This window comes from Streptomyces sp. NPDC005181 (assembly GCF_040608395.1).
Lineage (GTDB): Bacteria > Actinomycetota > Actinomycetes > Streptomycetales > Streptomycetaceae > Streptomyces.
Genome location: NZ_JBEXID010000044.1, coordinates 1 through 23,562, shown reverse-complemented (window position 1 = coordinate 23,562; position 23,562 = coordinate 1). Strand labels below are relative to the sequence as shown.

Below are 23,562 nucleotides of genomic sequence, written 5' to 3'. Positions count from 1 at the left end.
CTAGAAATCTCAGCATTAGCTGTTTCAGTTCTTAGATAACTCTCCGTGGTGCCCTTGGTGACCAACCGCTGCACCGCTCCAGGAGGCACAGTCCGCATGCTCCTGCTCCCCACCGGGATGGTGGCGCCCACCCAGCGCACCATCCCCGATTTCGCCCTGGAACGACCCGTGACGGTGGCCGAAGCCGTGGCGGCGGGGGCAACCCGCGGTGCGGTCTACGCACAGGGTTGCAGCGACCTCTTCGCGCAGTTCCGCGAGGGTCTCGACTGCCGGACCCTCGTATCGCTGGAGCGCGTGCCCGAGCTGGGCGTGGTCGAGTGGGACGGCTCGACGCTGGAGATCGGCGCCGGGGTCGACCATCACGCCGGCTCGCGCGACGCCGGGGTGCGAGCCGCCCTGCCGGGTCTGGCCTCGGGATGGGGCAGCATCGCCACCCAGCGGATCCGGCGGCGGGCCACCCTCGGCGGGAATCTGATGGCGCGACGTACCCGGTACGAGATGTCGGTGATGCTGAGCGCGCTCGACGCGGAGCTGGACTTCCTGACGGTCGACGGCACGGTCACCGTCTCGCCGGCCGCGCTGTGGGACCGCGCGGAGCCACTGGGCGGCCTGCTGCGGGCGGTCAGGATCACGGACGTAAGTCAGGTGTGGTTCGGCTACGAGCGCTCGATGCGTCCGCTGATGACGGTGGCCGCGGCAGTCCGCGCGGGCACCGTCACGATGACGGTGGGCTCCGAGTACACCCGTCCGTACACCGTCGGCGCCCCGCTGGGCACCCATCCCGTCGAGATCGCGGCCGCGCTGCCCGAGGCGGTCGGCGACGCGGCCGGGAGCGCCCGCTACCGGCGTCATGTCGCGGCCGTGCTGCTCGGACGGCTGCTGGAACGGCGCACCACCGAAGAGGGGACCCCCCGATGAACAGCGACATGACCGGCGACACGGGGGGCCGGCTCACGATCGACTTCGCCGTCGACGGCCGGCCGCGCACCGAACGGATCACGCCCAACACCGTCCTGCTCGATCTGCTCCGCGACCGCTACGGCATGACCGGCGTCAAGGCGTCCTGCGAGCGCGGCGTCTGCGGCGCCTGCACCACGCTGATCGACGGGACCCCCTCCGCCTCCTGCAGCGTCTTCGCGTTCAGCGTCGACGGCCGCGCGGTGGAGACCATCGCGGGACAGGCCACGGGTGGAGAACTGAGCCCGGTACAGCGCGCCTTCGCCGAGTGCGGCGGCTTCCAGTGCGGCTACTGCACCCCCGGCATGATCATGCTGACCACGGCCCTGCTGAGGGAGGACCCGGAGCCGGACGACGAGACGATCCGCTCCTGGATCTCCTCCAATGTGTGCCGCTGCACCGGCTATCAGATGATCATCGACTCGGTACGCAGGGCAGCCGAGCTGATCCGTGACGCCGGACCGGCCCGGGACACCGAGGACGCCCGATGACCACCTCCCGCATCGGCACCCACGACCGCCGCACCGACGCGACTCTCAAGGTCACCGGCGCCGCGCAGTACACCGCCGACATCCGGCTCCCCGGCATGCTGCACGCCAAGGTGCTCCGCAGCCCGCACGCCCACGCCCGCCTGGTGTCGGTCGACAGCGCCAAGGCCCGCGTGCTGCCGGGGGTGCACGCCGTGCTGACCCGCGACAAGCTCGACGGACTCGACCCCACCTACGGCTACTTCATCAAGGACCAGCCGGTCGTCGCCCTGGACCGGGTGCGGTACGCGGGCGATGTGGTGGCGGCCGTCGCCGCCGAGTCCGAGGCGGTGGCGCTGCACGCGCTGGAGCTGATCGAGGTGGTGTACGAGCCGCTGCCCGCCGTCCCCGGCATCGAGGCCGCTCTCGCGCCGGACGCCCCGGAGCTGTTCGAACAGGCTCCCCCGGGCATCGTCCCTCCCTATGGAACAGGGGCCTCCGGTCAGCTCCGGCCCCGGCCCAACGTCTGTTACGAGTTCCGGTACGAGACCGGCCCGGACTCCGTCTGGGACGACTGCGACCACGTCTTCGAGGACTCCTTCACCTTCTCCAGGATGAACCACTTCCATCTGGAGCCGTTCGTCACGGTCGCGGATGTGCGCGGCGAGGAGATCGAGATCTGGACCTCGACCCAGAACCCGTTCCCGCTGCGCAAGGAGCTGGCCCGGGTGCTGCGTGCCCCGGAGAGCCGGATCCATGTCCATGTGCCGTTTGTGGGCGGTGGGTTCGGCTCGAAACACAACTGCAAGACCGAGCCGATCGCCATCCTGCTGTCGCGGGCGGCCGGCCGGCCGGTGCGCTACTGCCTGACGACAGAGGAAGGTTTCCTCACGCTCAGCCAGCACGCCGCCATCCTGAAGGTGAGGACGGGGGTCATGGCGGACGGGACGTTCGTCGCGCGCGAGAGCGAGGTGCTGCTGGACGCGGGCGCGTACTCCGACGGCAGCCCGCTGGTCGCGGAGAAGGCCTGCTACCGGATGCCGGGGCCGTACCGCTGGCAGCACATCCGTTCCTCCTCCTCGTGCGTGATGACGACGACCACACCCGCCGGCCCGTTCCGTGGCTTCGGGGCGACACAGGCCACGTGGGCGTCCGAGAGCCAGGTCGACATGATCGCCGAGCGGCTCGGGATGGATCCGTACGAGCTGCGCATGAAGAACCTCAAGCGGCTCGGGGAACCGTTCGTGCCCGGCGAGAGCGGGATCGACAGCGATCTCGCCGAGGGCCTGGACGCGGTCGCCGATGCGCTCGGCTATCACGGGCGCGAACGCGTACCCCATCGAGGCATGGGGTTGGCCATCGGTTTCAAGGACGGCGGAGGGGTGAACAAGCCCGCGCAGGCCCGGGTGAAGATCACGGCCACCGGCTCGGTCTATGTCAGCTCCGGCACGGTCGAGATCGGCCAGGGCGCCTCGACCTCGCTCTGCCAGGTCGCCGCCGAGGTGCTCGGCACGGATCTCGAGCGGGTGCGCTACGCGCCGGTCGACACCGATGTCACCCCTTACGACCAGGGCACCAACGCCTCGTCCGGGATGACGGTGATGGGCACCGCGGTACTCAGGGCCGCCCGGGACGCCAGGTCGAAGGTGCTCGCGTTCGCAGCCGAGCAGCTCGGCTGCGACCCGACCGAACTGACTCTGCAGGACTGGGCGGTACGGCGCGGGGAAGACGCGCCGGTTCCGCTGCCGGGCCTTGTGGCAAGGGTCTTCGGCGGTACGGGGTACGAGTTCCACGGCGAGGGCTTCTTCAAGGCGCCGCTCTCCTCCGACGCCCCGCTGGAGTCCCCCTGCCTGTTCTGGGAGATCGGCTGGGCGGGCGCCGAGGTCGAGGTCGACCCGGACACCGGAAAGGTGACGGTCCTGCAGCTGGTGGCGAGCGGCGACGTCGGCCGGGCCGTCAACAAGTTGCTCTGCCGCGGTCAGGATGAGGGAGCCGCCGTGATGGGGCTGGCGCAGGCGATGTTCGAGGAGATGCGGTACGAGGACGGCGCGCTGCTCAACGGTGAGGCGCTGGACTACCGGGTGCCGATGGCCGAGGACCTCCCCGAGCGCTTCGTGTCGATCACCCAGGAGCAGGGCCACGGGCCCGGCCCGTTCGGCGCCAAGGGGGCCGGCGAGGGCGCCATGGTCCCGGTCGCGGCGGCCGTCGCCAATGCGGTGCAGGACGCCACAGGTGCGCGGGTGACCACGCTGCCGCTCTCCCCCGAGCGGGTCTTCGACGCACTGTGTGCACGGCCACGGGAGCGCACTCAGCCGCGCTGATCCGTACCGCCCCAGCCGGCCCATGGCTCATCCGCCCTGGGCCGGTGAGTCATGTCCGCACCTCACCCACCATCAAAATGCCTGGTCAGGCCAGATTCACTTCGTTATGAAATCTAAGTGCTTAGTTGTTGACCCCTAAGACACTTCTTTCTAGGGTCGCCGCAACTCCTCTGTTCGCGGAAGGATTCCCATGTCAATCGTGGCCACCGGCCCCACCATGAGCTCCATCTCGGCCAGGCTCGAACGCCTGCCGAGCTCCCGCTGGCACATCAAGGTCCGCACCCTCATCGGCGCCGTCACGTTCTTCGAGGCGTTCGACCAGCTGCTGACCGCCTCCGCACTGCCCGTCCTGACCGAACAGTGGAAGCTGAGCACCGGCCAGGGCACGCTGATCGTCACCAGCGGTTCTGTCGGCATGCTGCTCGGCGCCCTCGTCGCCGGCTGGCTCGGCGACCGCATCGGCCGGGTCCATACCGTCGCGCTCGGCGTGGCCGTGACCGCGCTGGCCAGCCTCGCCGTCGCCGTCTCGCCCGGCTTCGCCCTTTTCGCCGCCTTCCGGTTCGTCCAGGGGCTCGGCATCGGCGGCGTCGTGCCCGTCGCCGCCACATACATCAATGAGATAGCGCGCGCCGACCACCGCGGTCGGTTCGTGCTGCTGTACGAGCTCATCTTCCCGGCCGGTCTCGCCTCGGCGACCCTGGTCGCCAGCTGGGTGGTGCCCAGCTTCGGCTGGCGTGTGATGTTCCTGATCGGTGCCCTGCCCGTGCTGCTGGTGGTCGTCCTGCGCCGCCAGGTCCCCGAGTCGCCCCGCTGGCTGCTCTCCCGCGGCCGGGTCGAGGAGGCCGAACAGGTCATCGCCCGGATCGAGCGGGACGTCGAGAAGTCCACCGGCACGCAGCTGCCGGAGGCCGGCCCCGCGACAGCCGTCGAGACGGCCCGCGGCGGCCTGCGCGACCTGTTCACCGGCCGCTATCTGCGGCGCACGGTGGTCGTCTCGGGTCTGTGGTTCGTCGCGTACTACGTCAACCACGGCATCGCGACCTGGCTGCCCTCGCTCTACACCAAGACGTTCGGCCTCGATCTGCGCACCGCGCTGAACTACTCACTGCTGAGCAATGTGACCGGGCTGATCGGCTGTCTCCTCGTGGCCCTGATCATCGACCGGGTGGGACGCCGGATCTCGCTCACCATCGGGCTCGGCGGCGCGGCCGTCGCCCTGCTCTCGCTGGCCGTCTCCGGTGCCACCTCGGGCGGACAGGTCGCGGTCTGGGCGTCGGTCGCGACGCTCTTCGTATTCGCGACCAATGTCAGCCTGTACCTCTACACACCGGAGCTGTACCCGACGCGCAGCCGTGCGCGCGGGGCGTCGTTCGGCGGGGTGTGGAACAGGCTCGGTGTCATCCTCGGACCGATCGTGGTCGGCGCGATCATCGGCTCGGGCGGCAGCCTGACGATGGTCTTCGCCCAGCTGGGCTGCATGGCGGTGGTCGGCGCGGTGATCGCACTGTTCGCGGTGGAGACCAAGGGGAAGACGCTGGAGGAGCTCAACTCCTGAGCCGCCTCCCGGTGGCCTACGGCTCCGGCCGGGACCGCGCACGGTGGTCCCGGCCGGAGCCGTAGGTGAGAGAAGGATCAGCTGCGGTCGTACGCCGCGACCAGCTCGCTCGCCCGCTTCACATCGGCGGCGATCGCCACCAGCAGGTCGTCGATCGAGTCGAACTTCTGCATCCCTCGGACGTACGCGAGGAAGTCGACGGAGACATGGAGCCCGTACAGGTCAAGACCCACGCGGTCGATCGCGTACGCCTCCACCGTCCGCTCCGTGCCGTCGAACTGCGGGTTCGTGCCGACCGAGATCGCGGCGGGCATCGCCTCGCCGTTCGCGTTCAGCCAGCCCGCGTACACGCCGTCGGCGGGGATCGCGGTGTGCGGCAGGGTCTCCACGTTCGCCGTCGGGAAACCCATGTCGCGGCCGCGCTGTGCGCCGCGGACCACGATGCCCTCGACACGGTGCGGGCGGCCCAGGATCTCGGCGGCGCCCGCCACATCGCCCTCGGCGACGAGCCGGCGGGTGAGGGTGGACGAGAACGGCTCGCCGCCGCCCGCCTGGCCGCTCACATACAGGTCGATGACCTCGACGCTGTAGTCGTACGTCGCGCCGAACTCGGTGAGAAGCTGCACGTTCCCCGCGGCCTTGTGGCCGAAACGGAAGTTGGGACCCTCGATGACGAGCTGCGCGTGCAACTTGTCGACCAGCACCTTCACGATGAAGTCGGCCGGCGCCAGCTTCGAGAACTCGGTCGTGAACGGCAGGATCAGCAGCGCGTCCACTCCCAGCTCGGCCATCAGCTCTGCGCGCCGGTGGTGCGGGGCCAGCAGCGGCGGGTGGCTGCCGGGCCGTACGACCTCGCTGGGGTGCGGGTCGAAGGTCACGACGACCGACGGCACGCCCAGCTCGCGCGCACGGTCCACCGCCCTGCCGATGATCAGCTGGTGCCCGCGGTGCACCCCGTCGTAGGAGCCGATGGTGACGACGCTGCGTCCCCAGTCCTGGGGGATGTCCTCCAAGCCACGCCAGCGCTGCACTGTGACCGCTCCTCGCCCGAACCTGTGTACGTGGGTTTACCTCTTATGCAGGTCTAAGACTGCCATGCTCCCGACCTGCGGCCTGCATCGGCATCGTCATCCCGCTGGACAGGGCCTCCACGGTCCGCCGCGCACTGGGGCCCACGACGGCCGCCCACTCCTGCGGCGCACCGGCCAGCCACCCGGTGACCAGCTGGGCGAATCCGGGCACGTCACGGGCCAGTTCGACCAGCCTGCGGTCGAAGCGGGCCGCGCCTTCGGGGGTGCGCACCAGCAGCATCCCGGTGCGATGGACCAGGGCCCGGGTACGGACCGGCGCCCGCCGGGCGGATCCGGTCGCCGCTGCACCGAGCAGTGCTTCGAGCACGACCGGGTCACGGTGGGCGCGCTGCTCGAACTCCAGCAGGACCTCCAGCAGCTCGGCGCGCAGCGCCCCGGAAGCCGGGGTGCCGGGCGCGGCCAGCACCCGGGCGAGTGCGCCCCGCACGGGTGCGGGAGGCGGACGGTCCCGCAGCAGGCCGCTCATCAGGGGCAGCAGCAGGGCGCGGGCGGCGGGTCCGTGCTCCAGCCTGCGGTCGATGTACGCGGCAGTATGCGCGCCGCCCTCCGGATGGCTGTCGACGTAGGCCCGCACCAGGCCGGCCGCGTGCAGGGCCAGCGCCGGGGCGTCGATCCCGGCGAGCGAGCGCAGCACCTCGCCCGCACCGTCCCCGGGCCGGGTGAGCGCCTCCCGGAACGCGTCGATCACCGGCTCGCGATGGGTCGGCAGGGCGACGACGAAGTCGGCCGCGGACAGCTGCGGATCTCCCTGCGCGAAGACCCGCAGGGCCTGCGGCAGATAGCGGTCCCGGGTGTGCGGATCGCGTACGAGGAGCGTCAGCGCGGCTCCGTGCAGGTCGGTGTCGGCGGGGTGGGCCAGCAGGGCGAGCGCGGAGCGGCGCAGCAGTGCGCGGTCGGCTTCGGCAGTGACGTGCGGTGCGGTGACGAGCCCGTACGAGGCGGCGGCGACCCGCAGGGCCCGCCGCTCGTCGTCGCGGGCCCAGCGCTCGACGGCCCGGCACAGCGCGGCCGGCTCGTCCTCGGACAGCGCGGCGAGCAGTTCGTCGGCGCGCGGGTGGACGGTCGTGACGAGGGCGTCGATCAGATCGTCGACGGCGAGGTCACGACGGGCGTGGAGGAGCGCCTGCGCGGCGGCGGCGACGGTCGGCCGCAGCACCACAGCGTCCTCGGCACCGTCCCCGACGGGCAGTGGGCGCTCATCGGTGAACCAGAGGCAGAGCAGGGGCTGCACGGTCCGGGGCTGGGCGACGAGCCGCCTGGCCACCAGATCCAGGAACCGCTCCTCGCCGCTGTCCCCGCCCGTGTCACCACACACGGCGGACCGGCCCCGTCGGCCGTCGCGGTCGCTGTCCCAGCCGTCGCCGCGCGGCGGGCCGTCCACGGGCACCAGCCGCCGCAGCAGGTCGATCCGGTCCGCCTCGGGCAGCCGTAGCCGCAGCCAGAACCATGGTCCGAACTCGGCATACGCCCCCAAGGGACGTCCCCGGTGTACCGGGCCGGGCGGGACTTCGCAGGGACCGCCTGGCTCCCCTGGTCCTCCCTCGACGCCGGACCGGCGGACGATACGCCCGGCGAGAAGCCGCAGCACTCCCAGGTGCGGCCTGGCATCAGGCACCCGGAGCAGTGTCTGCGACAGGAGGTGAGCGGCCCACCAGGAGGCATCACGCAGCGGTCCGGTGTCCTCGGCCCCGCGGGGCCCGGCAGCGCCCTCGTCCGGACCTGCCGCAGCCTTCGGGATCACGGCGGCCTGCCGCCGGGCGGCTGTGGCCGGTCCGTCCGTCCTCGTGGACAGCCGGTCCATGGCCTCGATCAGATCGGCCAGCCGACGGGAGAGCGCGGCGGCGCCGTGCCTGCGGCCCAGGAGCAGGAGGGCCTGGACCACCGGGCCGATCCGATGGCGCGGTACGGGGAGCGTGTGGGGTTCGCGCGACGCCGTCGGCGCCCTTCCCGGTGTCGGCCCTGAAGCCGCCTCGGCCGCCGGCACATGTCCCCGCCGGGAGGCAGCCGACGCCCGGCGGCTCGTCTGCGGGCTCCTCGGGGCCGGAACACGCTCCTCCGCCGCCGCTCCGGCCCCACCGCCCGGCTCCTCCTCGTGCCATCGGTGCACCAGCGACCGCAGCGCCACGTCCAGGTCCAGGTGGGCGCCCTGCACCCAGTCACCCAGCTCCTCGTGCGCGAAGCGGTAGCCCGCGCCCGCGGGGACCAGCAGGCCCTCGGTGAGAACCGCCGGCGCCCAGCCCGTGCGCCAGGGGAAGACCTCCTCGAACGCCGCCCGGTCCAGCTCCCCCTGCCCCGGTCCCAGACAGCGCCGCGCCGCCTCGTGGACCTGTCCTGTCACCCGGGCGGCCAGCCGCCGCACCGCCGTGCCCCTGAGCGCCGGACGGGATGCCGCGGCGATCCGGACCGCGATGCGCAGGCACATCAGGTCCAGATGGGCGCCGAAGACGTCGTCCGTGTCCGGCTGCCCGGCTACGTCTCCGGGAAGCGCCGCGCGTACCTCGGCGAGCAGGCGCAGGGTGAGCGGATGCCGGTCGTGGCCTGGGGCCAGGGCGTCGGCCGGGACGGCGTACCGCTCCCGGGCGCGCTCGGCCTGGCTCGCGGTGAGGTCGCCGAGCCGGACGGCGGCCGGCAGCCGCCGGGCCGGCCTGGCGGGGCGGTGCAGCGCTCCGGGCGGGCAGAACGCGCCGGCAGCCTCCCAGTGTTCGGGCCGGCAGGCGATCACCATCCGTGCCCCGTTGCTCCGCAGCCAGTCGACCGTTCCCGCCGTCCACCGGTCCAGCCGGTGGGCGAGTACGGGCGGCATCTCCTCGGGGCCGTCCAGCAGAACGAGCAGTGGGCTCCCGGAGTCGGCGGCGAGCCGGGCCACCCGCTCGGGGGTGGCCGTCGCCATGTCGCCGCAGGCCCCGGCCGCGGTGACGATCCGCCCGGCCTGCCCGAGTGTGCGGGCGATCGCGTCGGCGACCGAGGCGTCGTCGGCCAGCAGATCGGCGCCGCGCAGCCAGAGCGTGAGGGCGGGGTCGCAGCCGTGGGCCCGCCGGGCGGCGAGCGCGGCGAGTTCGGTGGTGCGGCCCGTGCCGGGTTCCGCGACGAGGCCGAGCACAACCTCGGGACGTTCCCCGGCGGCCGTGAACTCCGTGAACTCCGCTGTGATGTCCGGGCGTTCGACCGGGTCTGGCCAGGCGCCCGGACCGCCCGCGGATCCGATGGACATCGCGGCGAGCTGCAGGGCACCGGCAAGGTTGAGGTCGCGTCCGTAACCGGGGACGGTCGTCGCATTGCGCCGCAGCAGCGCGCCCAGCGGCTCGTCGGCGCCCGCGCCCACGAGCGGCACGGCGAACCCGGCGGCAGTGTGTTCGCTGCGCAGGGCGGTGCCGACCACGGCGATGACCGCACCGCTCTCCGGATCGAGCACGGGCCCGCCGACTGCCGCCCCGCGCAGCCGCAGCGCGTCTCTGCCGTCCGTGCCGAGCGCCAGCTCCATCGCGACGCCGACCCGGTAGGAGCCGTCGGTCGCGGTGTATGTCACCGGGGCCACGCCCAGCACGCGCGCCTCACGCCAGCCGTGGGCGGCGATGCGTACGTACGTACCGGCCTCGATCCGGTCCCGCAGGACGATCGGCAGCGGCCCCACGCCGAGCACGTCGAGTCCCCCGGTGCGCACCAGCGCCAGGTCCAGCTCGGGGAGCGCGGTGATCGCATCTTCATCGACGCGGCAGCAACGATCACCTGTCCCATACAGAACAAGTCGCGGGAGCCCGTCGACCGCTTCGTGACTGGTGACGACCGTGCCACGGTCATCCGCGACGAATCCCGTCCCCCGCGGCCGGCCGGCCGGATCGCAGATACGTACCAGCGTCGACCGGTCCCCGCTTCCCATGGTCCGACGTTAGGTCGGCAGTGATCAGCGCGAGAACCACTCGGAGCAAACGCGCCCCCAAGTGCACCCCTGAATCACTCCGAGCGCCTGCTCGTGGGGGTGAATTCGCGGGTTCCGGTGGACAGACACCCGAGGGGGATCGTGGAGCGGGCACGGGGGGCTGCCCGCTCCACGATGGGGATCCGGCGTCCGGTGGCGATCCCGGCGCCGACGGCCGGCCGTCAGCCGAAGACAGCGAGGCTCTTGGCCTTGCCCTTCTGCTCCTCGACCAGCACCAGGAAGGTTCCGTCGGGCCCGAAGACCGCGACCGGTCCCGGCGGGTACGAGGGCATGTCCAGCCGCACCCCGTTCAGCAGCAGCTTGGCCCGCTTCTCGTCGACGTCCCAGCGCGGGAACGCGGCGGCGGCGGCCTCCGCGACCGGCATCACGGTCAGCTCCTCCTGGTGCTGATCCAGCGTCCGCGCCGCATCGATACCGTACGGACCGACTCGGGTGCGCCGCAGTGCGGTCAGATGCCCGCCGACGCCCAGCCCGGCGCCGAGATCACGGGCAAGGGCGCGGATGTACGTACCGGAGGAGCAGACGACGGAGACGACCAGGTCGACGACCGGGGTCCCGTCCTCCGCGACCGCCTCGCGGACGTCGTGGACGTTGAAGGACGAGATCGTCACCGGCCGGGCCGGGATCTCGAACTCCTCGCCGCCGCGCACCCGCGCGTACGACCGCTTGCCGTCGATCTTGATGGCGCTGACCTTGGACGGCACCTGCATGATGGCCCCGGTCAGCGCCGCGACACCGGCGTCGATGCCCTCACGCGTGACACCCGACGCATCGGTGGACGAGGTGATCTCGCCCTCGGCGTCGTCCGTGACGGTGTCCTGGCCGAGCCGGATCGTGCCGAGGTATTCCTTCTCGGTCAGTGCGAGATGGCCGAGGAGCTTCGTGGCCTTCTCGACACCGAGCACGAGAACACCGGTCGCCATCGGGTCCAGCGTGCCGGCGTGTCCGACGCGGCGGGTGCGGGCGATGCCGCGCATCTTGGCGACCACGTCGTGCGAAGTGAAGCCGGACGGCTTGTCGACAATGACAAGGCCGTCCGGCGTCCTGTTCTGCTGTGTCATTCGGAGGCTGAGCCCTCGTTCTCGCCGGACTCGTCCGTTTCGTCCTCAGGCTTGCGGTACGGGTCGGCGTCGCCCGCGTACTTCGCACCGGTGGACACCTCGCGGACCTCCGCGTCCTTGGCCCGCGCCTTGTCGAGGAGGTCCTCGATGGTACGGGCGTTGTCCGGCAGGGCGTCCGGGACGAAGGCCAGGGTCGGCGTGAACCGGACCCCGGTCTGCCGGCCGACCTCGGAGCGGAGCACGCCCTTGGCGCTCTCCAGCGCGGCGGCGGAGGCCACCCGCTCCTCGTCGTCGCCGTAGACCGTGTAGAAGACCGTGGCCTCCCGCAGGTCGCCGGTGACCCGTGCGTCCGTGATGGTCACGAATCCGAGCCGCGGATCCTTGATACGCCGGTCCAGGGTCTCCGCGACCACGACCTGGATGCGATCGGCCAGCTTGCGGGCCCGCGCGTTGTCGGTCACCGGTCCGTCACTCTTCCTTCTGGGTTGCTTACGGTCCGACGCTTCCGGCGTCCGACGCTTGCGCGTGGGACGGTGTCGCGTCGAACAGTTCTGACGTTGTTCAGTCTTCGTCGTTGTGCAGCCGCCGTCGAACCGACAGCAGCTCCACCTCGGGCCGGGCGGCAACCAGCCGCTCGCACCGGTCCAGCACGTCTGTGAGGTGTCCGGTGTCCCCGGAGACCACGGCAAGGCCGATCTCTGCCCTGCGATGGAGATCCTGTCCGCCCGTCTCCGCCGCACTCACCGCGTATTTGCGCTGCAGCTCGGCGACGATCGGCCGGACGATGGAGCGTTTCTCCTTCAACGACCGTACGTCGCCGAGGAGCAGATCGAAGGACAGTGTCCCCACATACATGTATGTCCGGATGTCCCGCCGGTTCGGGTTCGCGCCCTGCCAGTGCTTGGCAGGGACACAAGAACCGTACACGGAACGGCCGGGGCCGATCGACGGAAATACGACCCGTCGACCGGCCCCGACTGTTGAGGTACGGGTCAGCCTCGCGGCTTCTCGCGCATCTCGTACGTCGCGATGACGTCGTCGATCTTGATGTCGTTGAAGTTTCCGAGGTTGATACCGCCCTCGAAGCCTTCGCGGATCTCGGTGACGTCGTCCTTGAAGCGGCGCAGACCGGAGATGTTGAGGTTCTCCGCGATGACCTTGCCATCGCGCAGCAGGCGCGCCTTGGTGTTGCGCTTGACCTCGCCGGACCGGACCAGCACACCGGCGATGTTGCCCAGCTTGGACGAGCGGAAGATCTCGCGGATCTCCGCCGTACCGAGCTCGACCTCTTCGTACTCCGGCTTGAGCATGCCCTTGAGGGCCGCTTCGATCTCTTCGATCGCCTGGTAGATGACCGAGTAGTACCGGACGTCCACACCTTCGCGCTCGGCCATCTGCTGCGCACGCCCTGCGGCACGCACATTGAAGCCGATCACGATGGCGTCGGAGCCGGTCGCCAGGTCGATGTCCGACTCGGTGACCGCACCCACACCGCGGTGCAGGACCCGGATGTCGACCTCTTCACCGACGTCGAGCTGGAGCAGCGAGGACTCGAGAGCCTCCACCGAACCGGACGCGTCGCCCTTGATGATGAGGTTGAGTTCCTGGACCAGACCGGCCTTGAGCGCCTCGTCCAGGTTCTCCAGGGAGAACCGGACACCCTTGCGGGCGAAGTTGGCGTTGCGCTCACGGGCGGCACGCTTCTCGGCGATCTGACGGGCCGTACGGTCCTCGTCGACCACCAGGAAGTTGTCGCCGGCGCCCGGGACATTGGTGAGACCGAGGACGAGGACGGGGGTCGACGGACCCGCTTCCTCGACGTTCTCGCCCTTGTCGTCGAGCATCGCGCGGACTCGGCCGTACGCGTCGCCGACCACCATCGTGTCGCCGACCCGCAGGGTGCCTCGCTGGACCAGGACGGTCGCAACGGCACCGCGGCCGCGGTCGAGGTGGGACTCGATCGCAATACCCTGCGCGTCCTGCTCCGGGTTGGCCCGCAGGTCGAGCGAAGCGTCGGCGGTGAGGACGACGGCCTCCAGAAGAGCCTCGATGTTGAGGCCCTGCTTGGCGGAGATGTCGACGAACATCGTGTCGCCGCCGTACTCCTCGGCCACCAGACCGAACTCGGTGAGCTGACCGCGCACCTTGGTCGGGTCGGCACCCTCGACGTCGATCTTGTTGACCGCGACCACGATCGGCACGTCGGCCGCCTTGGCGTGGTTCAGCGCCTCGATCGTCTGGGGCATCACACCGTCGTTCGCCGCCACCACGAGGATCGCGATGTCGGTGGACTTCGCACCACGGGCACGCATGGCGGTGAACGCCTCGTGACCCGGGGTGTCGATGAAGGTGATCCTGCGGTCCTCACCGTTGACCTCGGAGGAGACCTGGTACGCACCGATGTGCTGCGTGATGCCGCCGGCCTCGCCCGCAACGACGTTCGTCTTGCGGATCGCGTCCAGCAGTCGGGTCTTACCGTGGTCGACGTGACCCATGACGGTCACGACCGGCGGACGCGAGACCAGAGCCTCTTCGCCGCCCTCGTCCTCGCCGAACTCGATGTCGAAGGACTCGAGCAGCTCGCGGTCCTCCTCCTCCGGGCTGACGATCTCGAGGATGTAGTTCATCTCGTCGGCCAGCAGCTTCAGAGTCTCGTCGGAGACGGACTGCGTGGCAGTGACCATCTCGCCGAGGTTCATCATCACGGCGACGAGCGACGCCGGGTTGGCGTTGATCTTCTCCGCGAAGTCGGTGAGGGAGGCACCGCGCGACAGCCGGACAGCCTGTCCGTTGCCGCGAGGCAGCATGACGCCGCCCACCGACGGGGCCTGCATGGCCTCGTACTCCTGGCGCCTCTGCCGCTTCGACTTGCGACCACGACGCGCGGGACCGCCGGGACGGCCGAACGCACCCTGTGTGCCACCACGGCCACCGGGGCCGCCGGGACGTCCACCGAAGCCGGGACGACCGCCGAAGCCGCCGCCACCACCACCACCGGGACGACCTGCGCCGCCACCGCCACCGCCGCCACCGGGACGACCGGCGAAACCGCCGCCACCGCCACCGGGACCGGCCGGACGACCGGCGAAGCCGCCGCCGCCACCACCGGGACGGCCTGCGCCGCCACCGCCACCGGGACGGCCTGCGCCGCCACCGGGACCACGGCCACCGCCGGGGCCACCACCGGGACGCGGGCTGGCAGCGGGACGCTGCGGCATCATGCCGGGGTTCGGACGGTTACCACCGGGCGCACCGCCCGGACGCGGAGCCTGCGGACGGGGCATGCCGCCCGGAGTCGGACGGGCACCACCCTGACCCTGCGGACGCGGGGCGCCACCGGGGCCGCCCTGCGGGCGCGGGGCACCCGAACGCTCCTGGCCGCCACCGGGACGCGGGGCGCCACCGGGACGGGGTGTCTGCGGACGGGCCATGCCCGTCGAGCCACCGGAGGTGAAGGGGTTGTTGCCCGGACGGGGACCCGCCGGACGGGCGCCGCCGGGGCGCGGGGCGCCCTGGCCTGCGGGACGGGCCGGACGGTCGCCGCCACGGCCACCGTCGCGCTCGCCACCACGGCCGCCGTCACGCTGACCGCCGGCCGGAGCCGGACGGGCGGGGCGAGGACCGGGGGTGGCACCCGCGGGACGCGGGGCCTGCTGCGGCGCGGCCGGCTGGGCCGGGGCCGGAGCGGAGAACTCTGCTGCGGGCACCGGGGTGACCGGAGCGGGCTTCGGCGCGGGCTTCGGACCCGGACGCGGGCCCGCCGACGGCGCGGAAGGCGCGGCAGCGGAAGGGGTGCTGCTGGGAGCCTCGGCTACGGCCGGCTTGGGGGCCGGGGTGCCGGGCTTCGGGGCAGCGGGACGTGCCGCAGCGGCCGGGGAGGGCGCTGCGGGCTTTGCGGGCGCGGCCTTGCGGGGCGCGCCAGGCTTCGCAGCGGACTTGCCGGCGTTGCCGCCGGGCCCCTGCAGTGCGTCAGTCAACTTGCGTACAACCGGCGCCTCGATCGTCGAGGACGCCGAACGGACGAATTCACCGAGTTCTTGGAGCTTGGCCATGACGACCTTGCTCTCGACGCCGAACTCCTTGGCGAGTTCGTATACCCGGACCTTAGCCACTTCGCTCCTTTTAGGTCCGGGTTACCGCCGGACCGTCGCTACTTCATGGGCGTACTCATCGCGTACTCATCGAGTGCTCATCGCAATCTCGACCTACTTCCAACTCGCGAGGTACCTGACCGCACGGGGTCCCGTGCCGTTCTCATTTCTTACGGTGTCACCCGCTCGACGTACCGCTGCACTTCCGCGGAATCGAGCGGCCCCTTGGCCTTGAAGGCCCGGGGGAATGCCCGGCGGCGAACCGCCAGGTCCAGACAGACAGTGACGGGGTGCACATATGCACCCCGGCCGGGCAGCGTACCGCGAGGATCAGGGACGCAAGCATCCTCGTCCACCGCGATGCGCAGCAGCTCGCTCTTTGCCACCCGCTCCCGGCATCCCACACAGGTTCGCTCAGGGCAAGCGCGGGCGCTCGTCCGGCCAGACACGTTTAAGTCTACCTCCCCGCACCGACCTCACCCCTTTGGGGCAAAAATCGAACGGATGTTGTCGTGTTCTCAGCGTCACGGAGCGTGGATCCATTCCTCAGGACCTATGTGGGTCCCGCGCTCCGTGACCGTTTTCGGGTCCATTTCCCGGACTCGACAGGTCCACTGTCCGGACGGGCGCCGGTCCACCCCTCGGACCGGCACCGGCCGATTCCGTACCGGATCAGCGCCGGTCGGCCCGGTCGCGGGCGCGCTCGGCCCGCTCCCGGTCGGCGATGTCCCGCTCGGCGTCGGTCTCGGTGTCCGGGCGGATGTCGATGCGCCAGCCGGTGAGGCGGGCGGCGAGGCGGGCGTTCTGCCCCTCCTTGCCGATGGCCAGGGACAGCTGGTAGTCGGGAACGGTGACCCGGGCGGACCGCGCTCCGAGGTCCACGACCTCGACCTTGCTCACCCGGGCGGGCGACAGCGCGTTGGCGACCATCTCGGCCGGGTCGTCCGACCAGTCCACAATGTCGATCTTCTCGCCGTGCAGTTCAGCCATGACATTGCGGACACGGCCGCCCATCGGGCCGATGCAGGCGCCCTTGGCGTTCAGGCCGGAGCGGGTCGAGCGCACCGCGATCTTGGTGCGGTGGCCGGCCTCGCGAGCGATCGCGCAGATCTCGACGGAACCGTCGGCGATCTCCGGGACCTCCAGCGCAAAGAGCTTCTTGACCAGGCTGGGGTGGGTCCGGGACAGGGTCACGGACGGACCGCGCACACCCTTGGCGACCCGCACGACATACGAACGAAGCCGCAGACCGTGGGTGTACTCCTCGCCGGGCACCTGCTCCTGCACCGGCAGGATCGCTTCCAGCTTGCCGATGTCGACCAGCACGTTCTTCGGGTCCTTGCCCTGCTGGACCACGCCGGTGACGACATCGCCCTCGTGGCCCGCGTACTCGCCGAACGTCCTGTCGTCCTCGGCGTCACGCAGCCGCTGCAGGATGACCTGCTTGGCGGTCGTCGCGGCGATCCGGCCGAAGCCGGACGGGGTGTCGTCGAACTCCTCGGGCTGCTGGCCCTCTTCGAGGTCGGCCGGGTCCTCCTTCGCCCACACCGTCACATGGCCGCGCTCGTCGAGCTCCACGCGCGCGCGGCGGTAGCTCCCGTCGGTGCGGTGGTAGGCGATGAGGAGGGCCGACTCGATCGCCTCGACGAGCACGTCGAAGGGGATCTCCTTGTCCTGTGCCAAGCCCCTCAAGAGCTTCACATCGATGTCCACGGCTACGCCTCCTCTTCCTTCTTGTCCTTGCGGTTGAATTCGATCTCGACGCGTGCCTTGGCGATCTCGTCGAAGGCGACCCGGCGGGACGTGGGCCTGCGGCCCTTGACGCCCGGCACTTCGAGGTCGAGCCCGTCGTCGTCGATCGCGATGATGCGGGCCACCAGCTCGCCGGCGGCTCCCCCCGTGGTCAGCTGCAGCTTGACCAGGCGGCCGGTGGCGCGTACGTAGTGGCGGTGCTCCGTCAGCGGACGGTCGGCACCGGGAGAACTCACTTCGAGGACATACTCGTCCTCGCCCATCGCGTCGGTCTCGTCGAGCTTCTCGGAGATCGCGCGGCTCAGCTCGGCGCAGGCGTCGAGCTCCACGCCCTCGTCGGAATCCACGATGATGCGCAGCACACGCCGACGGCCGGCCCGGGACACCTCGATCTCCTCGAGATCCAGCTCCTTGGCGCTGACGAGCGGTTCGAGCAGCCCTCGCAGCCTCTCGCTCTGGGTGGTGCTCATCCGGGTGACTCCTCGGCCGCGTGTGCTGTTGTGTGGTTCGTCGCGTGTCAGGTCAAAGGGTATCCGGTCCCAAGGGGTGTTGCCGTCCGTCGGCCGCTGGGCCGCGGGTACGCTCGCCTGCGGTGATCACTTCAGGACAGATCCTGTCAGGACAGATCGACACCCGAAGGAGAACAGGTGCGGCGCACGGGGACGACGCGCAGGGGTGCGCTCACCGCGACGGGGGCGATCGCCCTGGGGGTGACGCTGGCCGGCTGCGGGGTCGGTGACGGCGGCGAAGGCCGGGAGAACACCACGATCGCCGACGCGCAGGCCGCTGCGGCCCAGGTGGAGAACACCCTGCGGATGACGGCCGCGCGCACGAGCCGGAGCCTGCTCGTCCAGTACGACCAGGTCGTCAAGGCGCATCCGAAGACCGAGGCGGGACTCGCACCGCTGCGGGACGCGGTACAGGCACACACGAAGGCGCTGTCGCCGGGCGAGGGCGGGGCGCCCGCCCTCTCACGCCCGCCCGCCGCCGACGCGAAGGCCGCCGTCAGGGAACTGGCTGCGGCGGAGCGCCGTACCGCCGACGCCCACACAGCGACGCTCCTGAAGGCCCCGCCCGAGCTGGCCCGGCTGCTCGCGTCGATCGCCGCGGCGGGCGCCGCCCATGCCTACCTGCTGACCGAGCTGGCCAAGGAGACCTCGTCATGAGCGCGCAGACGCTGCAGGCGGCGCAGGCATCGCTGGCCGCCGAACATGCGGCGGTGTACGGGTACGGGGTGGTCGGCGGCCGGGTCACCGGCGGCCGCCGGGCGGAGGCCACGGCCGCCTACCACGCGCACCGGGCCCGGCGCGACGCGCTGGCGCGGACCGTGCGGGACCTGGGCGGTGAGCCGGTCGCTGCGGATTCCGCGTACGCTCTGCCGTTCGCGGTGCCGGACTCGGCGGCGGCGGTGAAGCTCGCCGCACTGCTGGAGGACCGGATCGCGGGCGTCTACTCCGATCTCGTGCGGGCTGCCGGAGGGCTGCTCAGGCGAGAGGCCGCGGATGCGCTGCGGGACGCCGCGGTGCGTGCGGCCCGCTGGCGGGGCAGCGGCGTACCCTTTCCCGGGCTTGCCGAGCGGTCCGCCGACGGAACCACCGGGACGGACCGGCCGACGGGGGCCGATGCGACGGCAGGGACCACTGCGACGGCCGGGGCAGGTCCGACGCACTGAAGAAGGCTCTGAAAGGGAACACAGCACGTATGGGTTTCGAACCGCCGCAGCGTCTGGTGCGAGCGCTCGGCGAGGTGTACGGGGATCCGGCCGCCGCCGACTGGCTCGCGCGGCTTCCCGCACTGACCGCCGAAGCGCTGGCCGCGAACGGGCCGGAGCTGACCGTGGAGCGGGTGGCCGCCCCCGGTGGGCGCAGCAGCCTGGTTCTGCTGGTGCGGCGCCCTGACGGCACCCCGGCGGCGCTGAAGATCGCTCCGTCCGGGGCCGCGCCCGAGCTGGAGAGGGCGGCGCTGGCGCACTGGAACGGCTGGGGTGCGGTGCAGCTCGTCGGCTCCGGTGACGGCGCGTTGTTGCTGGAGCGGCTGCATCCCGAGGTCTCGCTGCGTTCGCTGCCGGAGGCGAAGGCGCTGCTGGAGGCAGCGGGAACGGTGCGGCGGCTGTGGGTCGAGCCGCCTGCCGGACACTCCTTCGAGTCGGTCGAGGAGCGGACGGGCCGCCGGACGGAACCGATGCGGGCTGCCGCGAAGGCCGACCCGATGCTGGAACCACTGGTTTCCGCGGCTCTGGCGGCGCGCGCGGAGCTCGTCGCCCACTCCCCCGAAGTCCTGCTGCTGCATGGCAACTTCCGCCAGAGCAAGGTGCTGGCGAGCGAACGCGCGCCCTGGCTGACGGTCGGGCCGGAGCCGCTGGTCGGCGAGCGGGCCTACGACCTGGCGCGGCTGGTACGTGACCGGGTGGAGGACCTGATCGCGTCCCCCGGCGGCGCGGCGACCGCCCGTCGCCGGGTCAACAAGCTCGCGGATTCTCTGGATGTGGACCGGGAACGGCTCCATGGCTGGACGCTGTTCCGTGCGGTGGAGTCGGGCACCCGCGCGCTGGCCGTCGGCCGTCGCCGGGAAGGCGAGCTGACCCTGGAGTTCGCGGGCTGGCTGTAGCCGTCACGGCGAAGCCGCCCTGTTACGCACGGGCGAGGGCCCCCGCGCTGTCGGACAGCGCGGGGGCCCTCGTCGGTCTGGGCGGGCGTCAGCCCTGCACGAGACGGGCGATCGCCTCGTCGACCGTGAGCTCCTCGCGCTCGCCCGTACGACGGTCCTTGAGCTCGAGGACGCCCTCGGCCGAGCGGCGGCCCGCGACCAGAATCTTCGGCACACCGATCAGCTCGGCGTCGGTGAACTTCACACCGGGCGAGACACCGGCGCGGTCGTCGACCAGGACCCGGACGCCTGCGGCGCCGAGCTTCTCCGCGACATCGAGGGCCAGCTCGGTCTGGAGCGCCTTGCCCGCGGCGACGAGGTGGACGTCGGCCGGGGCGATCTCGCGCGGCCAGCACAGACCCTGCTCGTCGGCGGTCTGCTCGGCGAGTGCGGCGACAGCGCGGGAGACGCCGATGCCGTACGAGCCCATGGTGACGCGGACGGGCTTGCCGTTCTGGCCGAGCACATCGAGCTGGAAGGCGTCCGCGAACTTGCGGCCCAGCTGGAAGATGTGGCCGATCTCGATGGCGCGGTCCAGCTTGAGGCCGGTGCCGCACTTGGGACACGGGTCGCCCGCCTCGACAACGACGACGTCGAGGTAGTCGTCGACCTCGAAGTCGCGGCCGCAGACGACGTTCTTGGCGTGGGTGTCGGGCTTGTTGGCGCCGGTGACCCAGGCGGTGCCGGGAGCGATGCGCGGGTCGGCGATGTAGCGGACCTTCTCCAGGCCCTGCGGGCCGACGTAGCCGCGCACCAGGTCGGGACGGCCCACGAAGTCCTCGGCGGTGACCAGCTCGACGACGGCCGGGGCCAGGTGCTCGCCGAGCTTGCCGAGGTCGACCTCACGGTCGCCGGGGACGCCCACGGCGACAATCTCGCCGTCGACCTTGACCAGAAGGTTCTTCAGCGTCGCGGAGGCCGGGATCCCGAGGTGGGCGGCAAGCGTCTCGATGGTCGGGGTGTCCGGAGTGTCCAGCTCCTCGACGAGGCCGTGCGCCGAGCCGTCCACGGGGGTGGCCTTGAAGGTCACGGCCTCCGTGTTGGCCGCGTAGTCGCAGGCGGGGCAGTCGGCGAAGGTGTCCTCGCCGGCCGGGGCGGGCGCCAGGAACTCCTCGGACGCCGAGCCGCCCATCGCGCCGGACACCGCGGAGACGATGCGGTGGTCGAGGCCGAGCCGCTCGAAGATGCGGATGTAGGCGGCGCGGTGCAGCTGGTAGGCCTCGATGAGGCCCTCGTCGGTGGTGTCGAAGGAGTACGAGTCCTTCATCTGGAACTCGCGGCCGCGCAGCACACCGGCGCGGGGGCGGGCCTCGTCACGGTACTTGGTCTGGATCTGGTAGAGGATCACGGGCAGGTCCTTGTAGGACGTGATCTGATCCTTGACGACCTGGGTGAAGATCTCTTCGTGGGTGGGGCCGAGGAGGTACTCGGCACCCTTGCGGTCCTTGAGCCTGAAGAGCAGATCGCCGTACTCGTCGTAGCGGCCGCTCGCGTCGTACGACTCCTTGGGGAGCAGCGCCGGCAGCAGGACTTCCTGGCCGCCGATGGCGTCCATCTCCTCGCGCACGACGCGGGTGATGTTCTCCAGGACTTTCTTGCCCAGGGGCAGCCAGGTCCAGATTCCGGCCGCGGTGCGGCGTACGTAACCGGCCCGGACGAGCAGCTTGTGGTTGAGCGTCTCGGCGTCCGCCGGGTCGTCGCGCAGTGTCTTGATCATCAATCGGGACATGCGCTGGACCTGGGCCATGATGAACTCCTGCTCGGAAGGGTGATGTGCAGGAGGTTAGCCGGGTGGTACGGGCGGGCGGAAATCGATTGGCTCCGCCCTAGGCCCGGCGGCGCAGCGGAAGAGGCGCTCCCATCACCGCGTACGGCCTGGGAGCGCTGGGAAACAGCACCTGTCGGGCCAGGTCCCGGTAGCCGAGCGTGCGATACAGACCACGTGCCGGGCTCTCCGTGTCGATGGCGGAGAGGATGGAGCGGGGCTGGTCGACGGCGTCCGTGATGGTGGTGATCAGCGAGCGGCCGATGCCCTGGTTCTGGAACTCCGGGTGGACATGCAGTTCGGTGATCACGAACGAGTCGTCGAGCCACTCCTCGGAGCCGGTGGCGCGCAGATAGGGCTCGACGACGGTGGACCACCAGTGACCGCGCTCGTTCGGCATCCCGTACACGAACCCGATGAGCCGGCCGGTCGCGGTGGTCGCTCCGAGGGCGCGGGCACACCGGTGCTCGAGGTGTCTGAGGACGATGTGGCGGCGTACGTCGACCTCATTCCGCCCGAGTCCGAAGGCGACGGCCTGCACGGCAAGCGCCTCGTCCACGCGTGCGGCGAGATCGATCGGCCCGACCAGGACACTCGGAGTGTGGGCACCGCCCCCGGAAACTGCTGCCATGTGCCGAACCCTACTGTCCGGGCCGGGCTGCAGGATACGTGCCCGGGACGGCCGGGAGAACCTTCGAACGGGCCGGAACGGTGCGCGGGGCCCGGCCGGAGCGGTTCCCTTCGGCGAGGTCAGAACAGCACACTCATGAACGTGCCGACCTCACGGAAGCCGACCCGGGTGTACGCCTTGCGGGCCGCGGTGTTGTAGTCGTTCACGTACAGGCTGACGACGGGTGCGACATCGGCGAGTGCGTGGCGCAGGACCGCCGCCATACCGGTCTCGGACAAGCCGCGGCCACGGTGTTCGGGGGCGACCCAGACACCCTGGATCTGGCAGGCCTGCGAGGTGGCCGCGCCGATCTCCGCCTTGAAGACGACCTTGCCGTCCTCGATACGGGCGAAGGAGCGGCCGGCCCCGATGAGCTCTGCGACGCGTGCCTGGTAGAGGAGTCCGCCGTCACCGGCCAGCGGGGAGATGCCCACCTCCTCGGTGAACATCGCGACACAGGCCGGCATCAGGACCTCTATCTCGTCCTTGCGGATGCGGCGTACCAGAGGGTCGGGCGTCACATCGGCGGCGGGGCTCTCGGTGACCATGAGCGGCTGGTTGGCCCTGACTTCGCGGGCGGGACCCCAGCCGGGTTCGAGAAGCCGCCACAGCTGTGTGGTCTGTTCGGCGGGACCGACGATGGAGGAGCAGCGACGACCCGCCCGGCGGGCCCGGTCGGCGAAGGCCCTGACGGCCTCGGGGGTGGCGCAGATGGGGACGAGATTGGCGCCGGAGTAGCAGAGCGACCGCAGTCGGCCGTCGGCGTACCAGCCCCACATTTCGCCGCCGAGGCGCCATGGGTCGAGTCCTGCGATCTGAACCCGGGACGTCACAAATGCGTTGGCAACGGGCTCGCTCTCCAGGATGGCGAGCGCTGCGCCGAGGTCGCTGGGTTCGAGGACCCGGGTGGTGGTCTGCGTCAACACGAGGGGGCCTCACCATGCAGTCTGCTGATTTCCGCACTGTACCCAAAGAGGCTGGGAGGCGCCGCCCCATGCCTGTCACCGGTGTCTTCGGCCCACCGTGAGCTCGCTCACGACTGTGCCCCGCCGGGCGGTTCGTTCGCCGGGCGGGGCACAGCATGGGAGCGGGGGTCGGCCTCAGCTGATGGAGACCTCGGGCTCGCCGGAGCCGATGCCGTCCTTCTCCATCTGCTCGGCGATCTTCAGGGCTTCCTCGATGAGCGTCTCGACGATCTTCGACTCGGGAACCGTCTTGATGATCTCGCCCTTGACGAAGATCTGCCCCT

General features: G+C 71.1%; 19 protein-coding genes and 1 pseudogene. 7 read left to right on the top strand and 13 right to left on the bottom strand.

Annotated features, from left to right (window positions below; genetic code table 11):
- Positions 1-96: 96 nt before the first annotated feature.
- The 4 genes from ABZV38_RS25160 (at position 97) to ABZV38_RS25145 (ending at position 5,300) form a co-directional block, all read left to right on the top strand.
- Positions 97-918: an FAD binding domain-containing protein gene (locus tag ABZV38_RS25160; protein ID WP_356330454.1), complete on the top strand. Its 822-nt coding sequence runs from the start codon at positions 97-99 to the stop codon at positions 916-918.
- Positions 915-1,448: a (2Fe-2S)-binding protein gene (locus ABZV38_RS25155; protein WP_356330452.1), complete on the top strand. Its 534-nt coding sequence runs from the start codon at positions 915-917 to the stop codon at positions 1,446-1,448. The genes ABZV38_RS25160 and ABZV38_RS25155 overlap by 4 nt, the downstream gene beginning before the upstream one ends.
- A complete protein-coding gene (locus ABZV38_RS25150) occupies positions 1,445-3,745 on the top strand; it encodes a xanthine dehydrogenase family protein molybdopterin-binding subunit (protein WP_356330451.1) in 2,301 nt (766 codons plus the stop codon). The genes ABZV38_RS25155 and ABZV38_RS25150 overlap by 4 nt, the downstream gene beginning before the upstream one ends.
- A 190-nt stretch (positions 3,746-3,935) precedes the next feature.
- On the top strand, positions 3,936-5,300 hold the full coding sequence (locus ABZV38_RS25145; protein WP_356330449.1) for an MFS transporter: 1,365 nt from the start codon (positions 3,936-3,938) through the stop codon (positions 5,298-5,300).
- Between the two features lie 77 nt (positions 5,301-5,377).
- Here ABZV38_RS25145 and ABZV38_RS25140 read toward each other — a convergent pair whose 3' ends face one another.
- From ABZV38_RS25140 to rimP, 9 genes are all read right to left on the bottom strand, one after another.
- Positions 5,378-6,331 carry a bifunctional riboflavin kinase/FAD synthetase gene (locus ABZV38_RS25140; RefSeq protein ID WP_356330447.1) on the bottom strand — a complete coding sequence of 318 codons (954 nt, stop codon included), beginning with the start codon at positions 6,329-6,331 and terminating at the stop codon, positions 5,378-5,380.
- A 43-nt stretch (positions 6,332-6,374) separates the two neighbouring features.
- Positions 6,375-10,268, bottom strand: coding sequence for a serine protease (locus ABZV38_RS25135; RefSeq protein ID WP_356330445.1), 3,894 nt, complete (start codon positions 10,266-10,268; stop codon positions 6,375-6,377).
- Positions 10,269-10,489: 221 nt separating this feature from the next.
- Positions 10,490-11,389 carry a tRNA pseudouridine(55) synthase TruB gene (gene truB, locus ABZV38_RS25130; protein ID WP_356330444.1) on the bottom strand — a complete coding sequence of 300 codons (900 nt, stop codon included), beginning with the start codon at positions 11,387-11,389 and terminating at the stop codon, positions 10,490-10,492.
- On the bottom strand, positions 11,386-11,850 hold the full coding sequence (gene rbfA, locus ABZV38_RS25125) for a 30S ribosome-binding factor RbfA (RefSeq protein ID WP_356330442.1): 465 nt from the start codon (positions 11,848-11,850) through the stop codon (positions 11,386-11,388). The genes truB and rbfA overlap by 4 nt, the downstream gene beginning before the upstream one ends.
- Before the next feature lie 100 nt (positions 11,851-11,950).
- Entirely contained in the window at positions 11,951-12,244 is a 294-nt protein-coding gene (locus ABZV38_RS25120) for a DUF503 domain-containing protein (protein ID WP_356330440.1), read from the bottom strand.
- Positions 12,245-12,381: 137 nt separating this feature from the next.
- Positions 12,382-15,501, bottom strand: a complete 3,120-nt coding sequence (gene infB, locus ABZV38_RS25115) for a translation initiation factor IF-2 (protein WP_356330438.1) — start codon at positions 15,499-15,501, stop codon at positions 12,382-12,384.
- A gap of 149 nt (positions 15,502-15,650) precedes the next feature.
- Positions 15,651-15,929 (bottom strand): YlxR family protein, encoded by a 279-nt coding sequence (locus ABZV38_RS25110; RefSeq protein WP_356330437.1) that lies wholly within the window; start codon positions 15,927-15,929, stop codon positions 15,651-15,653.
- A 223-nt stretch (positions 15,930-16,152) separates the two neighbouring features.
- A complete protein-coding gene (gene nusA, locus ABZV38_RS25105; RefSeq protein ID WP_356330435.1) occupies positions 16,153-17,193 on the bottom strand; it encodes a transcription termination factor NusA in 1,041 nt (346 codons plus the stop codon).
- A gap of 2 nt (positions 17,194-17,195) precedes the next feature.
- The gene (gene rimP, locus ABZV38_RS25100; RefSeq protein ID WP_356330433.1) at positions 17,196-17,702 is read right to left on the bottom strand and encodes a ribosome maturation factor RimP; all 507 of its coding nucleotides are present in this window, start codon (positions 17,700-17,702) and stop codon (positions 17,196-17,198) included.
- Between the two features lie 177 nt (positions 17,703-17,879).
- Between rimP and ABZV38_RS25095 the strand changes: the two genes are divergently transcribed.
- From ABZV38_RS25095 to ABZV38_RS25085, 3 genes are read left to right on the top strand one after another with little or no spacing between them, the layout of a single operon-like run.
- Positions 17,880-18,398 carry a hypothetical protein gene (locus tag ABZV38_RS25095; protein ID WP_356330431.1) on the top strand — a complete coding sequence of 173 codons (519 nt, stop codon included), beginning with the start codon at positions 17,880-17,882 and terminating at the stop codon, positions 18,396-18,398.
- Positions 18,395-18,904, top strand: a complete 510-nt coding sequence (locus ABZV38_RS25090; protein ID WP_356330430.1) for a ferritin-like domain-containing protein — start codon at positions 18,395-18,397, stop codon at positions 18,902-18,904. The genes ABZV38_RS25095 and ABZV38_RS25090 overlap by 4 nt, the downstream gene beginning before the upstream one ends.
- 29 nt (positions 18,905-18,933) lie before the next feature.
- Positions 18,934-19,839 (top strand): aminoglycoside phosphotransferase family protein, encoded by a 906-nt coding sequence (locus ABZV38_RS25085; protein WP_356330428.1) that lies wholly within the window; start codon positions 18,934-18,936, stop codon positions 19,837-19,839.
- 88 nt (positions 19,840-19,927) lie between these two features.
- On the opposite strand, the gene ABZV38_RS25080 is transcribed toward ABZV38_RS25085, so the two are convergent.
- The 4 genes and pseudogenes from ABZV38_RS25080 to ABZV38_RS25065 all read right to left on the bottom strand — a co-directional run.
- Positions 19,928-21,625, bottom strand: a complete 1,698-nt coding sequence (locus ABZV38_RS25080; protein ID WP_356330426.1) for a proline--tRNA ligase — start codon at positions 21,623-21,625, stop codon at positions 19,928-19,930.
- Positions 21,626-21,704: 79 nt separating this feature from the next.
- Positions 21,705-22,274: a GNAT family N-acetyltransferase gene (locus tag ABZV38_RS25075; RefSeq protein WP_356330424.1), complete on the bottom strand. Its 570-nt coding sequence runs from the start codon at positions 22,272-22,274 to the stop codon at positions 21,705-21,707.
- A 119-nt stretch (positions 22,275-22,393) separates the two neighbouring features.
- A complete protein-coding gene (locus tag ABZV38_RS25070; RefSeq protein WP_356330423.1) occupies positions 22,394-23,239 on the bottom strand; it encodes a GNAT family N-acetyltransferase in 846 nt (281 codons plus the stop codon).
- A gap of 174 nt (positions 23,240-23,413) precedes the next feature.
- Positions 23,414-23,562, bottom strand: a pseudogene (locus ABZV38_RS25065) (4-hydroxy-3-methylbut-2-en-1-yl diphosphate synthase); the annotation flags it as partial.